Below are 16,228 nucleotides of genomic sequence, written 5' to 3'. Positions count from 1 at the left end.
TCATATGACGCGTCACACTCTTTAGCCTGGCTGGTCATAGGCTCAGCTCGCTGTGTGATCCGAGTCGCACAAGCTGCAAGCGCTCATCGTCGGGCTTGCAGTAGATCAGCAGCCAATCCGGTTTGATATGGCAATCCCGATGGTCTTTCCAGTTACCAGTCAGAGCATGATCCCGATGTTTTTCCGGCAGCGGTTTGTCATTCATCAGGGCAGTGACAATCTTGATGAACAGGCCGCCCGGCTCCAAGTCAGCTCGATGCGGCCCCTTGGCCTCTCGCTTAAAATCTCGCTTGAACTGACTGGTTCTCTCAATCGTCCGCATGCAAATCCGCCATCAGATCATCAATGGTGGCGAACTTTTGCAGCTTTCCGCGCCGCGCTTCTTTCATCGCGGCAACGGTTTTGGCGTTGGGCACCAACGGCTCGAATGGCAGCGCCTTTTCCTGCGCTATACGGGTCATCATCATGCGGAAAGCATCGCTAACCGTTAAGCCCATTGTCGCAAGTACTGCAGCGGCTTCTTCTTTGATGTGCTCATCGATACGAGCACGAACGACAGCATTTGTGGACATGGGTAGTCCTCCTATATTGGGCCACAGTGTAGCTCAATATAAGGGTCGCGCATGGTTTTGTGCCGTCACGTGACGCGTCACTGCGTTCTTGCAGTCACGGATAAACTGACCCCCAGCACGTGTAGCACTTTCATCAAGCGATAAAGGTCCGGATCGCCATGGGTACCAAAGAGCTGCTCCAGATCTGCCACGGTGATCCCGGTCAGACTCGCCATTTTGGCCGCCCCAAATGCGCTGATAGCCACACCTATGGAGGCCACAATATGAGCGGCATGGCCGGTCGCTAAAGCATCCGCAATAAACACGGCCCTGGTTTCTGGATTGGTTAACGCCGCCCCTGGATCGTAGATCGATGGCTTTTTTTGCACCCTTTCCGCCTCTCTTTACACCAGCTCTATACCCGTTTTGCACCTGGTCTGCACCCACCCTGCACCCACCCTGCACCTCTTTTGCACCTTACCTGCCATCGACTGGCCACGGTCTTCGACCTGAATGATTTTTACGCCCTTTGAAGAGCCAGATTTTCCCCCTTAACAGGGTCAAAATCTCAATACACATCACGCACCTCAGGCGATGGAAAAAACCTTTATTTTTCAAAAATTTATTAAAAACTAATAATTCTTTGACGCTATACAGTTGTGATACAAAACAAATGATTTAGCCCACAAAACCTGGAGAATTTTGTATAGCACTTGTTATACAACTGGTGCCCAAATGGCCAAGTAACCATTTCGCGCCCGCGAAACTTTCCATTGAGCCGCAGGCGAATGGACAAGCTGTGAAGTGGGCCGGTAGGCCTACTTCACCTATCTTGCCCGCCTATTCAGCCGACTTAATCCGTTGCGCCTGCTGTTCTTTTTCCGTTCTCGTGCCTTTTTCTACCGTTCTTTTGGGGTTGTTTTGCATACGCTCAGCCGTTGTTTAAGGCGTCGGTCCTCTGCTACTGCAGTACAGCAGCCGCCAACAGCCGCTTGCGCGCCTCCTGAGCGCGCCGGGTCTCGTCATCGACTTGGCGGGTGACGTAGAGCGGCAGCGCCAGGCACTCGTCCTGGTCGTCGCCCGGCTCAATAAATCGCGGTACCGAATCCGTGCTGTTCATCCTGTCTCTCCCGTTCTACCTATTGAGGCAGTGCGCGGTATAGCGTGGCTCGATGAACGCCTAGGAGCCGTGCAACTTCGGAAACCGATTGCCCCCCGTCGATCAGCTGTCGTGCATGGGCGATCTGTTCTGGGGTTAAAACAGGTTTTGGGCCGAATCGAACGCCTTTAGCTTTGGCAGCAGCACGGCCAGCACTGGTGCGCTCACCAATGAGGGATCGCTCAAAGTCAGCAATGCCGGCGAAGATCGTTAACACCATACGCCCAGCTGGAGACGTCGTATCGGCCCAAGGCTCAGCAAGCGAACGCAGACCTGCACCTAAGGTTTTGAGTCGTTCTGCAATGTGGAGCAGGTCGGTGGTTGACCTGGCCAAGCGATCCAACCGCGTCACAGTCAGTACATCACCAGGGCGAAGGTGATCGAGCAGCCGACTAAGTTCGGGGCGGTCTTGCTTGGCCCCACTGACCTTCTCTTCAAAAATCCGCTGACAACCGTTTTGCCCTAAAGCGATCCGTTGCTGCTCCAGCTCCTGACCTTGCGTCGAAACCCGAGCGTAGCCAATCTGCTGTCCTGCATTTTCCATGGGGACACCTGTCGCATTAGTCGTTGCAGGTAATCTAGCACCTGCGACTGACTTATGCGACAGACGAAAGCCCTCAGAACCTGACGATGCGCGTGTGTCGCATAACTTAGGATTAGTGCGGCAATGGAAGCGGCAGCAACAGCCTTCTTCCTACGTCCCGAAGTTGTTATGCCCGACGCCAGTCGGTTGTAGTGCTTCAGGACTTAATGGTGTGCACCGTTATTTTGGAGGCTCCACGGTCTGATAGCTGTATTTCTTGCATCCGTTTGGTTGAACCAAATGACCTTGAGGAGTCCGACACGGATACCCGCGAGGACTACAAGAACTTGCTGCATACACTGACCACTTGATGAACACCATGGTGGCCATGGCCCAGTCCAAAGAGCTGACCAACCATAGCCTGCCGGGAGTCGGTTATGTGTTTGGCGGTCGCGACCACACCACTGTCTTTCGCGCATGAGACAAGATTACTCAGTCTCAAAAAATATGGTGAGCCTTATTAATTTGCACGATAAAAAATATTGACAAATTAAGATAATTATGGGTTGTGGTATAATCAAGCCTTTATAAACGAGGAAATACACGATGGCGATTACAGAGCAATTTAGTTTCGATTTTTCCGCCCCACTCATTGACGACCATTCGATTACTCAACCTTCTCCAGGTCGAGTTTTGGCTGTGCTCGAAACGCCCACCCTGTCCGCAGAGCAACCCCAGTATGGAGTTTTTCTGCCAAAGCGAATGCGGGATGAGATCAGCCGAAATAATGGTGGTCGAATTTCACAAGGACGTTCGCTATGACGGGCCATTCAGAATTCAACTCCATGCTGTCCACGCTCCTGACGATGCATGAGCAGGGAAAGCGTCCAGATAGCGCTTTTATCGAAGCAAATGCTGATGTTTTCGAGCAGCTTTGGGCCAAGGGGTTTGGTTGCTTTCGTATTACTCGAATGGTCGCGGGCAATATCATGTCCAGACCAATGTATTCGGGAGTGCTGACCCCTAGTGGCATCGCGGCGGCCAAGGCGCTTCAGCGGTAAGAGTCCACCAAGCTCAGGCTCAGGGTTGCTGATTTTAAATTGCCCTGGTGCCGCTGATAGACAACCAAGCCCGCTTAGACCGGGCTTTTTTATTTGTGACGATTGAACATAAGCGGCGTTATTCGAACTACTTACAGATTGTTGGCTCGGGCCATATCTGCCGCTGTCGGATGCTTTGATCTTGCCCAGCACGAGTGGACACCCCGTTAAGCGATAAACTGCAACGAGGTGAACCATGGCAAGAACCGCTACCCCGATGAAACAGAACCGTACCCGTCACTCCCAAGCCTTCAAGAATGAAGCGTTGGCGCTGGCCGAGCGAATTGGCGTTAGTAAAGCGGCCGAACAGCTTGGTCTTCATGCGTCTCAGCTCTATGGCTGGCGCAGTAAGCAGCAGCAGACCCTGAGCAGCAGTGAGCGCGAACAGTCACTGGCCGACGAAAACGCCCGCCTCAAGCGGCTCCTGGCCGAGCAAGCCGAAGAACTGGCCATCGTAAAAAAGGCCGCGGCGTACTTTGCGAAGAGCCTCAAGTGAAGTACGCCTTCATGAGGACACATGCCCCAGCGTTTCCGGTGAAAGCCATGTGCCGTGTTCTGGGTGTCGCCCGCAGTGGTTTCTACGCCTGGTGCTCACGCGAGCCATCCACACGCCACCAGCAACGGGCCGAGCTGGATCAGCGGGTCGCGCAAGCGTATAACGCCCGTAAGGGCCGCAGTGGCGCCCCGCGGCTGTGCCATGACCTGTGGGAAGCCGGGCTGCGCTGTAATCGCAAGACGGTTGCAGCCTCGATGCAGCGACAAGGCTTACGCGCCAAGGCGGCCAAGAAGTTCAAGGCCACAACCAACTCCCGACACTCGCTCCCGGTGGCAGAGAACCTGCTCAAGCAAGACTTCACAGCATCAGCACCCAATCAGAAATGGGTGGGCGACATCACCTACCTGCACACGGACGAGGGCTGGCTGTATCTCGCCGTAATCATTGATCTGTACTCGCGCATGGTGGTCGGCTGGGCCATGAGCGAACGCATGACGGCTGACCTGGCCTGCGATGCTCTGCACATGGCGCTGTGGCGGCGAAAGCAGCCAAAGGGAGTGATCGTACACAGCGACCGCGGCAGTCAGTACTGCTCAACGGCTTATCAGGGTCTAATCCGCGCTCATCAGCTGCGATGCAGTATGAGCGCGAAAGGCAACTGCTACGATAATGCGTGTGCGGAGAGCTTCTTCCACAGCCTGAAGGTCGAATGCATCCATGGCGAGCGCTTCATGAGCCGCGCCCAGATGCGTGAAACCGTGTTTGAATACATCGAAACCGACTATAACCGCCAGCGGCGACATAGCACGCTGGGGCACATCAGCCCGCAAGCCTACGAGGCCCGGATGAGTGCTTGAAACTGTGTCCACGGTTGCTGGGCAAGATCAAGGTGCTGACCAAGAACGACGTGATGGACGGCGTATGGGATCTGGTGCCCAACGTTCAGGTCGAAGCGATTTTCACCGATGGCAGCCGCCTGGTCACGGTCCATGACCCGATCAAATAGCGCTGCATTGGAACCGATTAACGCAAACAGCACCGTTTTGAGGAATCAGTCATGAGCACCAAAAAAACCGCTGCACCCGAAAAAAACGCCAGCCCGCATCAGGACACTCACCCCGCCCACCATATCCCCCATGCCAAAAACCCCGGCGGTGTCCAGTCCGGTGACGAAGCCAACGTGCCCCTGGGTGGCACCATCTACGCCAGCGCGCCGATCACCTTCAACGAAGACCGCCCCTCGATCAAAGTCAAAGTGCGCAATACCGGTGACCGTCCGATTCAGGTCGGCTCGCACTTCCACTTTTTCGAAGCCAACCGCGCCCTGGCCTTCGATCGCGAAGCGGCCTTTGGCAAGCGCCTGAACATCACGGCCACCACCGCCATCCGTTTTGAGCCGGGTGACGAGATTGAAGTGTCACTGGTGGCCTTCGGCGGTAAGCAGACGCTTTACGGCTTCAACAATCTGGTGGACGGCTGGGCCCCACAAAGCAGCGTCAGCGGCAAAGAGCGCCCGGAAAAACTGCAAGCAATCCAACGTGCCATAGCCGGTGGTTTCAAATTCAACACACCGCCAGGCAAGTAACCCATTCGCAGACTTTGCACACGCGCCGTTGATTCATTGACGCTCGCGCGGCATTAGAAAAGGAGCCACCAATGCCAACTATTTCACGCAAAGAATACGCAGGATTATTTGGGCCGACCGTGGGCGACAAAATTCGCCTGGGCGACACCAACCTGTTTGTCCAAATCGAAAAAGACTTGCGCGGTTATGGCGAGGAATCTGTCTATGGCGGCGGCAAGTCCCTGCGCGACGGCATGGGCGCCAACAACCACCTGACCCGCGATAACGGCGTGCTCGATCTGGTGATCACCAACGTGACCATCATCGACCCGATTCTGGGTGTCATCAAAGCGGACGTGGGCATTCGCGATGGCAAAATTGCCGGCATCGGAAAAAGCGGCAACCCCGGCACCATGAGCGGCGTCACCACCGGGATGGTGGTCGGCGTGAGCACCGACGCCATTTCTGGTGAGCACTTGATCCTCACCGCTGCCGGGATCGACACCCATATTCACTTGATCTCACCGCAACAGGCCTACCACGCACTGTCCAACGGCGTAACCACCTTCTTCGGTGGCGGTATCGGCCCTACGGACGGCTCCAACGGCACCACCGTGACGGCAGGCCCATACAACATCCGCCAAATGCTGCGTTCGATTGAAGGTTTGCCGATCAACGTCGGGATTCTGGGCAAAGGCAACTCGTTCAGCCGCGACCCGCTGGCCGAACAAATCATTGCCGGTGTTGCCGGTCTCAAGGTTCACGAGGACTGGGGCGCAACCTCCAACGCACTGCGTCATTCGCTGCGTACTGCCGATGAGTTTGACGTTCAAGTGTCGGTTCACACCGACAGCTTGAACGAATGTGGCTATGTCGAAGACACCATCGACGCGTTCGAAGGTCGCACCATTCACACCTTCCACACTGAAGGCGCCGGTGGCGGTCACGCCCCTGACATCATCAAAGTGGCGAGCCAGCCCAACGTCCTGCCCAGCTCCACCAACCCGACCCTGCCCTACGGTGTCAACAGCCAGGCTGAGCTGTTCGACATGATCATGGTCTGTCACAACCTCAACCCTAACGTACCGGCTGACGTGTCGTTTGCCGAAAGCCGGGTGCGCCCGGAAACCATCGCCGCCGAAAACGTGCTGCAAGACATGGGCGTGATTTCCATGTTTTCCAGTGACTCCCAGGCGATGGGCCGGGTCGGTGAGAACTGGCTGCGGGTGATCCAGACCGCCCACGCGATGAAAGTCTCGCGCGGCAAACTGCCGGAAGACAGTGGTGACAACGACAACTTCCGAGTGCTGCGTTACGTGGCCAAAATCACCCTCAACCCGGCGATCGCCCAAGGCATCAGCCACGTGCTGGGCTCGGTCGAAGTCGGCAAGATGGCTGACCTGGTGCTGTGGGACCCACGTTTCTTCGGCGCCAAGCCGAAACTGGTGATCAAGGGCGGGATGATTAACTGGGCCGCCATGGGTGATCCAAACGCCTCCCTGCCAACCCCGCAACCTGTGTTCTACCGTCCGATGTTTGGTGCGTTTGGCAAAACCTTGCAAGACACCTGCGTGACCTTTGTGTCTCAGGCCGCGATGGATGACGACGTCAAGGAAAAAGCCGGGCTGGATCGTCAGGTCATGGCCATTCGCAACTGCCGCTCCATCTCCAAAAAGGACCTGGTGCGTAATGACCAGACGCCGAAAATCGAAGTCAACCCAGAGACCTTCGAAGTGAAAGTCGATGGCGTGCACGCCACGTGCAAACCTATCGACGTCGCTACGATGAACCAGCGTTATTTCTTTGGCTAACGCCTGAACGGGAGCTCTACACAGCAGGAATGCACCTGCTGCGTAGGGCGGTCCTGGCACATAATCAAGGAAGGAGTTTGCAACGTGATTTTGATTGAACACATTCTGGGTAACGTCAAGAAAGACCCGGCCTGGCAACACAAGCTTGAAGGTGCAACCGTCGATGTACTGGTGCTGGACCAGCGTGAAGCGCAAAAAAGCCGTTGCCGGCGTACCAGTCAAGGTGGCCGTGACCTCGGCATTTCACTGGAACGCAACGTCGTGCTGTCCGACGGCGACGTGCTGCTCTGGGACGACGCCACCCGCACCGCGGTGGTCGTGCAACTGAACCTGCGGGACGTGATGGTCATTGACCTCAAAGAACTCAAACAACAGCCTGTGGACGTGTTGATCAAGACCTGCTTCGAACTGGGTCACGCCCTGGGCAATCAACATTGGAAAGCCGTCACCAAGAACAACGAGGTGTACATCCCGCTGACCGTTGAAACCAAAATGATGGACTCGGTGATGCGCACACACGGTTTCGAGCATTTGCCCTACGCCTTTATCGGCGGCGCGCAAATCCTGCCTCTGCTCACCACCTCCGAAGCGCGCCTGCTGTTTGGCGGTGCCGAAGAGACCGACACCCACGTCCACGTGGCCAGCCCGCAAGACAAACTTGACGCTGCTGCCTTGAAAATCAAGGGCCTGCACAGCCACGGTGACGGCATTAGTCACAGCCATGGTCACGATCACGACCACGAACACGAACATGGTCACGACCACGGCCACACGCATCACGACCATAAGCACTGACTCCGGCATAAGGCGCGACCATGAAGGCAGCAGATCTCATCCGTATCATGCAGTTCGGCGACTCGGTATTGCCGGTGGGGGCGTTCTCGTTTTCCAACGGTGTTGAATCCGCAGTTCAAACCGGCATCGTGCACGACGTGGCAACTCTAAAAGGCTTTGTACTGACCGCTCTGAAACAGGCCGCCAGTTGCGATGGCATGGCCGTCGTCGCCGCGCACCGAGCTGCCGTAGCCGGTGACCGCGAGGGAATTTTACGGGCCGACTGGGCCGTGAATAATCGAAAGCTCAACGAAGAAAGCCGCGTGATGGCCACGCGCATGGGCAAAAAACTGGCGGAAATGTCGATCCATGTGGTCGAGACCCCGCTGGTGCGCTGGTGGCTGGAGCAAATCAAGGCAGGCAATGCGGCGGGCACCTACCCCGTGACGCAGGCAGTGGTGATGGCGACTCAAGGCATTGGCGCCCGCGAAGTCGCGGTCATGCATCAGTACGGTGTAGCCATGACCATTCTCAGTGCCGCCATGCGCCTGATGCGGGTCACTCACCTGGACACCCAACACATCCTCTTTGAGCTCAATCACGACATTGAATCATTCTGCGACATTGCCGAAATCGGTGACATCGAACAGATGTCTTCCTACGTGCCGATCGTCGATGTACTCGCCGCCGTTCACGTCAAAGCCCACGTACGACTGTTTATGAACTGACACCCGATGACCCGCGTTGACCCGTGTCGACGCTTAATCAGCTTCTATTTTTGTTAAGGAACGTCCTGTGAAAAAGATTACCCGTATTGGTATTGGCGGCCCGGTCGGTTCAGGCAAAACCGCGATCATCGAAGTGATCACACCGATTCTGATCAAGCGTGGCTACAAGCCACTGATCATCACTAACGACATCGTTACCACCGAAGACGCCAAACAGGTCAAACGTACCCTCAAAGGCATTCTCGACGAAGACAAGATTCTCGGTGTAGAAACGGGTGCCTGCCCGCACACTGCCGTGCGTGAAGACCCGAGCATGAATATTGCGGCGGTCGAGGAAATGGAAGAGAAGTTCCCTGACAGCGATCTGATCATGATTGAAAGCGGCGGCGATAACCTGACGCTGACCTTCAGCCCGGCGCTGGCCGACTTTTACGTCTACGTGATCGATGTCGCCGAAGGCGAGAAAATCCCGCGCAAAAATGGTCCGGGGCTGGTGCAGGCCGACATTCTGGTGATCAACAAAATCGACCTCGCCCCTTACGTCGGTGCCAGCCTGGACGTGATGGAAAGCGACACCAAAGTGGTGCGCGGCACCCGCCCTTACATCCTCACCAACTGCAAAACCGGTCAGGGCATCGAGGAACTGGTGGACATGATTGAGCACATGTTCCTGTTCGCGCAAAAACCGGCGGCCAAGAGCGAGGTCACTGCATGAATGCGCAGAGCCAGAACATCGTGAACACGCCTTCACGGATTCGCGCTCACGCCTTGGGGAATGAAGCGCCAGAGCTTGCCAACTATCAGAACGAACCGCCACAGATGGAAAGTGGCGCGGTCGGTAAAAGTGGTTACTTGCGCCTTGGCTTCGAAAAACGCGGCCATCGCAGCGAACTGACCGACATGGAGCGGCGCGTGCCGTCGCTGGTACAAAGGGCGTTGTATTGGGACGAGGAAATGCCCGAGCTGCCCTGCGTCACCATGATTTCCACCTCGGGCTGCATCCTGCAAGGCGACCGTCTGGCCACCGACGTTAACGTGGGGCCGGGCGCCTGCGGGCATGTCACCACCCAGTCAGCGACCAAAGTGCATTCGATGAATGCCAACTATGCGTCGCAGATCCAGCACTTTCGGGTTGAGGAAAACGGCTATCTGGAATTTATGCCTGACCCACTGATCCCGCACCGTGATTCACGGTTTATCACCGACACGCAGATCAAGATCCACCCCACTGCGACGGCGATTTACTGCGAAGTGCTGATGTCGGGGCGCAAGTATCACCATGTCGACGAGCGCTTTGGCTTTGACGTGTATTCCTCGCGGGTCAGAGCCGAAAACCTTGAAGGCAAGGAACTGTTTGTCGAGAAATACGTACTGGAACCCAAGCATGAAAGCCTGGATGCCATTGGCGTGATGCAAACCTTTGACGTGTTCGGCAACGTGGTGCTGCTCACCCCCCAAGAACATCACGACCGCATTGTCGAACGCATTCCGGCGCTGTTCGACATGCAAGCCGGACTGGCCAGCGGCGTCACTCGCTTGCCGAACCAGTGCGGGCTAATTTTCAAAGTACTGGGCAATGACAGTGGCGAAGTCAAAGCGCAAATCCGCGAGTTCTGGAAAGTGGCTCGCGAAGAAATTCTTGGACGCACGTTACAGCCGCAGTTTTTGTGGCGTTAGATAACATCGACGTAGTCGCTGACGAGTTTTACGAGGCTGCGAGCGAGGGCGCAGCCCTCGTGTAAACCCTCTACGCAGAAGTCACGGTGCAGAAGCATTCAATACCGCAGCTATGCCCTACACGGCGCAGGGTTACGTCAACTCAAGAGGAAATCACCATGGACGCTGCTTCAGCCTCAACATCAAAGTGGTCCCAACTGGCTAATCAAAACCCCGTCATTGAGTTTATCGATGTGACGTTGCGCGGGTGTGCCCAGGTCATGTTCCAGAACAACCCGCTGACGGGCCTGTTTTTCTTTGCCGCGATCTTTGTGGGCGGCTTTGGCGAAGGCAACCCGGCGATGGCCTTCGGCTGTTTACTGGGCACCATCGTCGCCACTTTGTTCGGTATGCACCTCAAGGACCGCGCCTCCTGGAAGTCCGGTCTTTACGGCTACAACGGCTGTCTGGTCGGCGCTGCGTTGCCGACATTTCTGGCCCCCACGCCGATGCTGTGGCTGTGCATCATTTTAGGCAGCATCGTTTCGGTTATCGTCATGATCTGCATTGCCGACATCCTCAAAACCTGGAAAGTCGCCGCCCTCACCGCCCCCTTTGTGCTGGTGACCTGGGCCATGCTGCTGGCCAGCTATGCCTTCACCGGTCTGGATGGCAGCGCACTGCCAACACCGGCCCTGGCTCATCCGCTGGTACAGGACAGCGAGCTGGCATATACAGCCTCGCAGTTTTTGCACAGCACCCTGTTTGGCATCTCTGAGGTCTTTCTGATCAGCAGCGTGATCGCCAGCGTGCTGTTTCTGATCGGCTTGGCTGTGGAATCGCTGTGGGCCGCTGTGTTCGCCATATGCGGCACCCTACTGGCAGTACTCACGGCGATGGTATTGGGCGCCGACCAAGCCAGTGTCAACAACGGCATGTACGCTTTCAGCGCCGTGCTCACCGCCATTGCCCTGGGCTCGACTTTCAACACGCCGAGTTGGCGCGTGCTGATTTATACGGTCGTCGGCGTGATTTTCACTGTCTTTGTGCAAGGCGCCATGAATACCGTGTTGACCCCTGCTGGCATTCCGACCCTGACCATGCCCTTTGTGCTCACCTCCTGGCTGTTCCTGGTGCCGAACAAAGACGTGATGCCAGCCCACCGCCAATAACATTTGCGACATTTTCAGGAATCACGTCATGACAGCCATCGCTCAGTTATCCGCCCCCTTCGAGCCCACCAGCACTACACGCCGGGCGATTTACTTGTTGATCGGCCTGGTAGCCGCCAACGTGCTCGCCTGGGCCTGGGCCTTTATCGAGTTCGGCAGCAACCCGGTACTGATGGGCACCGCCCTGCTGGCCTACAGCTTTGGCTTGCGCCATGCCGTGGATGCCGACCATATCGCGGCCATCGACAACGTGACCCGCAAGCTCATGCAACAGGGTAAAAAGCCGATTGCCGTGGGCACCTGGTTTTCGCTGGGGCATTCCACCATCGTGGTGCTGGCTTCCTTTGCGATTGCTGCCACGGCCATGGCGTTCAAGGATGACATGGAGTGGTTCCACGAAACCGGCGGCCTGATCGGCACGCTGGTTTCGTCCGTATTCCTGCTGCTGTTTGGCTTGCTCAACCTGGTGATCCTGATCTCGGTCTACAAGAAGTTCAAACAGGTCAAAGCAGGGCAGACTCTGGCCCCGGAAGAACTGGACATGCTGACGGCCAACAAAGGTGGCCTGATGGCGCGCATCTTTGGCCGACTGTTCAACCTGGTGAACAAGAGCTGGCACATGTACCCGGTCGGCTTTCTGTTCGGCCTGGGTTTTGACACCGCCACCGAAATCGGTTTGCTGGGCATCAGCGCCACCAGCGCCTCACACGGCATCAGCCTGTGGTCGATCATGGTGTTCCCGGTGCTGTTCGCCGTGGGCATGGCGTTGATCGACTCACTGGACAACTTTGTCATGATCGGCGCTTACGGCTGGGCGTTCTCCAAACCGATCCGCAAGCTCTACTACAACATCACCATCACCGCCGCCTCGGTAGTCGTCGCGTTGTTCATTGGCGGTATCGAAGCGCTGGGACTGATCGCAGACAAACTGCAACTCACCGGCGGCGTCTGGACACCGATCAATGCCATCACCGAAAACTTCGGTGAAATCGGTTACTGGATCATCGCCCTGTTTGTGCTGTGCTGGCTGGTGTCAGCGGCCAATTATTATCTGCGCGGCTACGACCGGTTGCCCGCCAATGCCGCGTGAGCTGACCTGCCAGTGGCAGGCCAATAAAGCTGACCTACACTCCCCTCACCCCTTCACAGACGCGTCGTAGGAATTATGACTTTAATACAGGACGTAAAAGCACGATTTTCGTTTGCCTACGGGGTCGCCTTTCTGGTGGCACTCAATGGCTTCCTACTCTTCCTGCCCGTATTGCAGCGTGGCGTAGCCCACTCCAATGCCGCGGGGGGTAATTTCAGTACCTGGAAAGAAGCGCTCAGCTTTCTGGCCTTGCTTGAGATCCCGGGCTTCGTGGTGGGCTTCGTGCTGCTGCTGATGTCGCTTGGGCTTTTAATCAAATCGCGGATCGCTTGGTTCTTCGCCCTGCTGCTGCTGATTGCCACCGTGTGCGTGGATATTTTCATTCTGAAAAAGCCCGATGGCGTGACTTTTTTCTCGATCTTCACCATTGCCGTACTGGGCTGGTTTTGACGCAGATTCGACCATTACAGCCTGGCGACAGGCAGCTTTTTTGCGATCGTCAGCATCGCCTCCCTGATCGTCTACAGCACGCTTGGCACCCTGTACCTTGGCGACCAGTTCGCGCCTGAGGTGACGGACCTGCCCTCAGCGTTCTACTTCGCCATTGTAGTGATGTCGACAGTAGGCTTCGGCGATATCGTGCCGCACACCACCGATGCCCGCTTTTTCACCCTTACCGTGATCATTCTGGGCATCACCATCTTCGCGATCTCGGTGGCGTCCATCGCCGGCCCGCTGATCAGCAACAACATCCAACGAATCGTAAAAGGCAGGATTACCCACATGGCCCGTAAAAATCACTACATCCTCGTCGGCGTTGGTTCACTGGCCCAAAACGTCTACAAAGGCCTGACTGATCGCGGTGAGCACGTCACCGTCGTAGCAGCCACCGGCAGCCAGCATGACCTGCCGGAGCACGCCGACCTTATCGAGGGCGACCCATCCGCAGCCTCCACCCTCAAACTGGCCGGTGCGGCGGATGCCAAATACATCGTGACCCTGGGTGATAGCGATGCTGAAAACGTCTTCACCATTCTGGCGGCCAAAGAAGTGGCTGGCGACGATACCCAAGTGATTGCCCTGGTCAACGAAACCCGCAACATGCCCAAGGTCAAACGCGTCAACCCGACCATGGTGCTGTCGTTGCCGCTGCTGGGCAGCGAACTGCTGGTGCGGACCTTGCACGGCGATCAAATCAACAACGACCTGATCACCGAAATGTTCTTTGGCAAGCGCACCTCACTCGCCTAAAGCCTTCGCGGCGACATAAAAAAACCCTCGACTGTCGAGGGTTTTTTTGTGCCTGTTACCTCAGTGCGAAGCATCGGCGTCGGGTAAAGGCGACACCTTGGCCCCCGCCAGAAGGCCCAGTTCGACCGCGGCAAACCCGATCAACAGGCTGATGACCAGATAGCAGATTGAAACAAACACACTGCCTGGATCTTTCATCATTTCAACGGCGCCGAACACAAAGCTTGAGAACGTCGACAAGCCGCCCATGATCCCGGTACCGACCATCACGTGCACGTACTGATTGATGCGATTGCTCTTGAACAGCGAAGTGGCGACACCCAGCAAAAAGGCCGCGACGATATTGGCGACAAAAATATCCATAGGAAAGCCATCGGCCAGACGCGGCACTGACAGCATCACAAACTCTCGGCACATGGCGCCAAACGCGCCGCCTACGAAGATCAGAATGATCAGATTCAACATAACGATAACTCCAGAGTCAGCGCGCCAGCCAGGCGCCGAATGCGGCGGCGGCCAGACCGACCAGCACCGAGATAATCAAATAACCGGCGGCCCATGCGCGGTCTTTGGCCTTGGCCAGTTTGGCGGCATCCAGTTGCATGCTGCTAAAGGTGGTGTAGCCGCCGAGGATGCCGGTGAGCACGGCGGCGTTCATGAAGTCGCCGTAGCGGTCCCGCCAATCGACCGTGAACAGAATGCTCAAATAGCCGATGACAAAGGCACCGCTCACGTTGATCAAAAACGTCCCCAGCGGAAATGGCCCCTTATAAAACTGCCCGACGCGCAGGCCGATCCACCAGCGCAACAGCGAGCCGAGGCCGCCTCCCAATCCGACCCAAAAAACGTCCAGTGCAGTCATGAAAATCCCTCTCGTGTCTGTGGATGAGTGGAGGGAACTCTAGTTGATAATCAGCACCTGCGAGCGCTCACTACCCGTAGCAGTTGCCGCAGGCGACGTCCGAGTGCGCAGCGCTCGTTTACTCGGGGCAAACACGTACGAAATTCCCGAATTCAAGTGAGGGAAAACCAGCTTTTAATTTTGAGTTTTTAACTCTCTCACTGCCGCCACTGAAACAGTGGGGACGACACTCAGGCCCATCACAGGATGGCTGAACGCAGGTGCTGTCATGGTGGTGCCGAGCCAGCCTAGGCGAGCTCGGCCTCCCGAAGGGGCGGCAGATCAAGATCAAAAGCCAAATCAAAAGCGCCCTTACGCTCTTGCTCTTGTAGCCGCTGTCGAGGAACGAAGGCTGCGATCGGTGGCGCTGACGTCATAAATCCATCGCCAATCACTCATTAATCCCATCCAATACTCGATTAATCCTACGCAACTCCCGCTCTTGGCCTTTGAATCACCAGAGGTGTCCTACATCCAGCGTGCATCTGTGGTTGTTACCTTCGCGCCCTACTGAGTTCTGACCCGATTCAGACCTCCCTCGCGCAAGGAATCTCTATGCCTCGCTCACTGTCCCGGCTTCCATTCATCCCGAAAGCTACATCCCCGCTCGAACAACCGCCTGCACAGCCCTTCGCCAACGAGGAGCCGGGTACATGAGCTATCCCTACTCCCCCGAATCGTTCCGGATCGATCCAAACTCCAACGAGCCCATCAACCTGACGATGGACTGGTTCGCCAACACCTCCTATTACCCGCCCCGCGCCGGAGTGCTCACCGAGCCGCTGGTCAACGGCCAAGCTGCCTTTGGCGCGGTTCATGACGCTATCGAAAACGCCCGGCACAGTGTCGACATCATCACCTGGGGCTTTGACCCGGCCATGCGCCTCAAGCGCCCCGGCGGCTTGCGAGTGGGTGACTTACTGGCAGCCAAAGGCAAGCAAGGCCTCACTGTGCGAGTCCTGGTGTGGCGTAATGTGCTGGCCGATTTCGTTGAAAAAACCCTGCCCGGCATCGGCCTCGGCGGCTCAGGCGGCACTGCCTTGGGCTCGGGAATCATGAACGGCAGCGCTGCCGACAACGAAGTGTTTCGCCTGGATAAACGCCGCACCCAAAATCTGCAAAAAATCGGCTTGCTCGGTCAAGACCTGCTGCTGGCTGAGTACCTGCGCAAAAACAAATCCCCCAGCTACGACCCGGTTTTCGTGGCAAAAGCCGCCCTGCGCCTCAAGGAATGGCAAGACGAAAACGCCGAAATAAACCGCCTGGCTGAAGAACAGGAAAGCGCACAGGGTTACAACAAAATCTCCGGTTCCGGCGGCACCCAGCACGACCCCTGGGGGCAGATCTACACACGAGACTGGTTCAAGAACGTCAATAGCTCGCGCATGAACAACGTCGAGTTCCGCACCCGCGACTTCGACAGCACCACCGAAACCGTCATGAATGACGAGC

General features: G+C 56.5%; 19 protein-coding genes and 3 pseudogenes. 15 read left to right on the top strand and 7 right to left on the bottom strand.

Going from position 1 to position 16,228, the window contains the following annotated elements; all coding sequences use genetic code 11:
* Positions 1-34: 34 nt before the first annotated feature.
* The 5 genes from FJD38_RS23470 to FJD38_RS23455 form a co-directional block, all read right to left on the bottom strand.
* Positions 35-322, bottom strand: a complete 288-nt coding sequence (locus tag FJD38_RS23470; protein WP_024265236.1) for a type II toxin-antitoxin system YafQ family toxin — start codon at positions 320-322, stop codon at positions 35-37.
* Entirely contained in the window at positions 309-572 is a 264-nt protein-coding gene (locus FJD38_RS23465) for a type II toxin-antitoxin system RelB/DinJ family antitoxin (RefSeq protein WP_024265237.1), read from the bottom strand. Before FJD38_RS23465 ends, FJD38_RS23470 begins: the two co-directional genes overlap by 14 nt.
* Before the next feature lie 77 nt (positions 573-649).
* A complete protein-coding gene (locus FJD38_RS23460) occupies positions 650-940 on the bottom strand; it encodes a helix-turn-helix domain-containing transcriptional regulator (RefSeq protein ID WP_024265238.1) in 291 nt (96 codons plus the stop codon).
* A 572-nt stretch (positions 941-1,512) separates the two neighbouring features.
* The gene (locus tag FJD38_RS24490; protein ID WP_024265239.1) at positions 1,513-1,671 is read right to left on the bottom strand and encodes a hypothetical protein; all 159 of its coding nucleotides are present in this window, start codon (positions 1,669-1,671) and stop codon (positions 1,513-1,515) included.
* Positions 1,672-1,690: 19 nt separating this feature from the next.
* Complete coding sequence (locus tag FJD38_RS23455) at positions 1,691-2,254, bottom strand: recombinase family protein (RefSeq protein ID WP_024265240.1); 564 nt, start codon at positions 2,252-2,254, stop codon at positions 1,691-1,693.
* A gap of 361 nt (positions 2,255-2,615) precedes the next feature.
* Between FJD38_RS23455 and FJD38_RS23450 the strand changes: the two are divergent.
* The 14 genes and pseudogenes from FJD38_RS23450 to FJD38_RS24930 form a co-directional block, all read left to right on the top strand.
* A pseudogene (locus FJD38_RS23450) lies at positions 2,616-2,711 on the top strand (helix-turn-helix domain-containing protein); the annotation flags it as partial.
* Between the two features lie 340 nt (positions 2,712-3,051).
* Positions 3,052-3,294, top strand: coding sequence for a hypothetical protein (locus tag FJD38_RS23445; protein WP_095008861.1), 243 nt, complete (start codon positions 3,052-3,054; stop codon positions 3,292-3,294).
* A gap of 235 nt (positions 3,295-3,529) precedes the next feature.
* A protein-coding gene (locus FJD38_RS23440; protein WP_088500313.1) for an IS3-like element ISPa20 family transposase occupies positions 3,530-4,686 on the top strand; the annotation gives its coding sequence in 2 pieces (ribosomal slippage) (positions 3,530-3,788 and positions 3,788-4,686; 1,158 coding nt in all).
* A gap of 29 nt (positions 4,687-4,715) precedes the next feature.
* Positions 4,716-4,835 (top strand): annotated as a pseudogene (locus tag FJD38_RS23435) (urease subunit gamma); the annotation flags it as partial.
* A gap of 51 nt (positions 4,836-4,886) precedes the next feature.
* A pseudogene (locus FJD38_RS23430) lies at positions 4,887-5,306 on the top strand (urease subunit beta); the annotation flags it as partial.
* A gap of 179 nt (positions 5,307-5,485) precedes the next feature.
* Positions 5,486-7,204: an urease subunit alpha gene (locus FJD38_RS23425; protein WP_146387880.1), complete on the top strand. Its 1,719-nt coding sequence runs from the start codon at positions 5,486-5,488 to the stop codon at positions 7,202-7,204.
* An 84-nt stretch (positions 7,205-7,288) separates the two neighbouring features.
* Positions 7,289-7,999 carry an urease accessory protein UreE gene (locus FJD38_RS23420; RefSeq protein WP_146387878.1) on the top strand — a complete coding sequence of 237 codons (711 nt, stop codon included), beginning with the start codon at positions 7,289-7,291 and terminating at the stop codon, positions 7,997-7,999.
* Between the two features lie 20 nt (positions 8,000-8,019).
* A complete protein-coding gene (locus tag FJD38_RS23415) occupies positions 8,020-8,706 on the top strand; it encodes an urease accessory protein UreF (protein WP_122784424.1) in 687 nt (228 codons plus the stop codon).
* Between the two features lie 67 nt (positions 8,707-8,773).
* Positions 8,774-9,421, top strand: coding sequence for an urease accessory protein UreG (gene ureG, locus FJD38_RS23410; RefSeq protein ID WP_146387876.1), 648 nt, complete (start codon positions 8,774-8,776; stop codon positions 9,419-9,421).
* Positions 9,418-10,383 carry an urease accessory protein UreD gene (locus FJD38_RS23405; RefSeq protein WP_146387873.1) on the top strand — a complete coding sequence of 322 codons (966 nt, stop codon included), beginning with the start codon at positions 9,418-9,420 and terminating at the stop codon, positions 10,381-10,383. The genes ureG and FJD38_RS23405 overlap by 4 nt, the downstream gene beginning before the upstream one ends.
* Positions 10,384-10,541: 158 nt before the next feature.
* Complete coding sequence (gene yut, locus FJD38_RS23400; RefSeq protein WP_146387871.1) at positions 10,542-11,534, top strand: urea transporter; 993 nt, start codon at positions 10,542-10,544, stop codon at positions 11,532-11,534.
* A gap of 28 nt (positions 11,535-11,562) precedes the next feature.
* The gene (locus FJD38_RS23395) at positions 11,563-12,624 is read left to right on the top strand and encodes a HoxN/HupN/NixA family nickel/cobalt transporter (RefSeq protein ID WP_122784428.1); all 1,062 of its coding nucleotides are present in this window, start codon (positions 11,563-11,565) and stop codon (positions 12,622-12,624) included.
* Between the two features lie 75 nt (positions 12,625-12,699).
* Positions 12,700-13,074 carry a potassium channel family protein gene (locus FJD38_RS24935; protein WP_244302801.1) on the top strand — a complete coding sequence of 125 codons (375 nt, stop codon included), beginning with the start codon at positions 12,700-12,702 and terminating at the stop codon, positions 13,072-13,074.
* Between the two features lie 21 nt (positions 13,075-13,095).
* Positions 13,096-13,875 carry an ion channel gene (locus tag FJD38_RS24930; RefSeq protein ID WP_341874148.1) on the top strand — a complete coding sequence of 260 codons (780 nt, stop codon included), beginning with the start codon at positions 13,096-13,098 and terminating at the stop codon, positions 13,873-13,875.
* Between the two features lie 60 nt (positions 13,876-13,935).
* Here the strand turns inward: FJD38_RS24930 and crcB (FJD38_RS23385) are convergent, their stop codons facing one another.
* The gene (gene crcB, locus FJD38_RS23385) at positions 13,936-14,340 is read right to left on the bottom strand and encodes a fluoride efflux transporter CrcB (protein ID WP_122784430.1); all 405 of its coding nucleotides are present in this window, start codon (positions 14,338-14,340) and stop codon (positions 13,936-13,938) included.
* Positions 14,341-14,356: 16 nt separating this feature from the next.
* Positions 14,357-14,737 carry a fluoride efflux transporter CrcB gene (crcB, locus tag FJD38_RS23380; RefSeq protein WP_122784431.1) on the bottom strand — a complete coding sequence of 127 codons (381 nt, stop codon included), beginning with the start codon at positions 14,735-14,737 and terminating at the stop codon, positions 14,357-14,359.
* Positions 14,738-15,429: 692 nt separating this feature from the next.
* Here crcB (FJD38_RS23380) and FJD38_RS23375 point away from each other — a divergent pair.
* On the top strand, positions 15,430-16,228 hold a 799-nt coding region (locus FJD38_RS23375), incomplete at its 3' end, for a phospholipase D-like domain-containing protein (protein WP_482822460.1).

The sequence above is a fragment of the Pseudomonas saxonica genome (genome assembly GCF_007858365.1).
Classification (GTDB): domain Bacteria; phylum Pseudomonadota; class Gammaproteobacteria; order Pseudomonadales; family Pseudomonadaceae; genus Aquipseudomonas; species Aquipseudomonas saxonica.
This window is presented reverse-complemented; position numbering and strand designations above follow the sequence as displayed.

Coding starts and splice junctions, on each gene's coding strand:
- FJD38_RS23470 (WP_024265236.1), bottom strand. CDS start 322: ATGCGGACGATTGAGAGAACCAGTCAGTTCAAGCGAGATTTTAAGCGA.
- FJD38_RS23465 (WP_024265237.1), bottom strand. CDS start 572: ATGTCCACAAATGCTGTCGTTCGTGCTCGTATCGATGAGCACATCAAA.
- FJD38_RS24490 (WP_024265239.1), bottom strand. CDS start 1,671: ATGAACAGCACGGATTCGGTACCGCGATTTATTGAGCCGGGCGACGAC.
- FJD38_RS23455 (WP_024265240.1), bottom strand. CDS start 2,254: ATGGAAAATGCAGGACAGCAGATTGGCTACGCTCGGGTTTCGACGCAA.
- FJD38_RS23445 (WP_095008861.1), top strand. CDS start 3,052: ATGACGGGCCATTCAGAATTCAACTCCATGCTGTCCACGCTCCTGACG.
- FJD38_RS23425 (WP_146387880.1), top strand. CDS start 5,486: ATGCCAACTATTTCACGCAAAGAATACGCAGGATTATTTGGGCCGACC.
- FJD38_RS23415 (WP_122784424.1), top strand. CDS start 8,020: ATGAAGGCAGCAGATCTCATCCGTATCATGCAGTTCGGCGACTCGGTA.
- FJD38_RS23405 (WP_146387873.1), top strand. CDS start 9,418: ATGAATGCGCAGAGCCAGAACATCGTGAACACGCCTTCACGGATTCGC.
- yut (WP_146387871.1), top strand. CDS start 10,542: ATGGACGCTGCTTCAGCCTCAACATCAAAGTGGTCCCAACTGGCTAAT.
- FJD38_RS23395 (WP_122784428.1), top strand. CDS start 11,563: ATGACAGCCATCGCTCAGTTATCCGCCCCCTTCGAGCCCACCAGCACT.
- FJD38_RS24935 (WP_244302801.1), top strand. CDS start 12,700: ATGACTTTAATACAGGACGTAAAAGCACGATTTTCGTTTGCCTACGGG.
- crcB (WP_122784430.1), bottom strand. CDS start 14,340: ATGTTGAATCTGATCATTCTGATCTTCGTAGGCGGCGCGTTTGGCGCC.
- crcB (WP_122784431.1), bottom strand. CDS start 14,737: ATGACTGCACTGGACGTTTTTTGGGTCGGATTGGGAGGCGGCCTCGGC.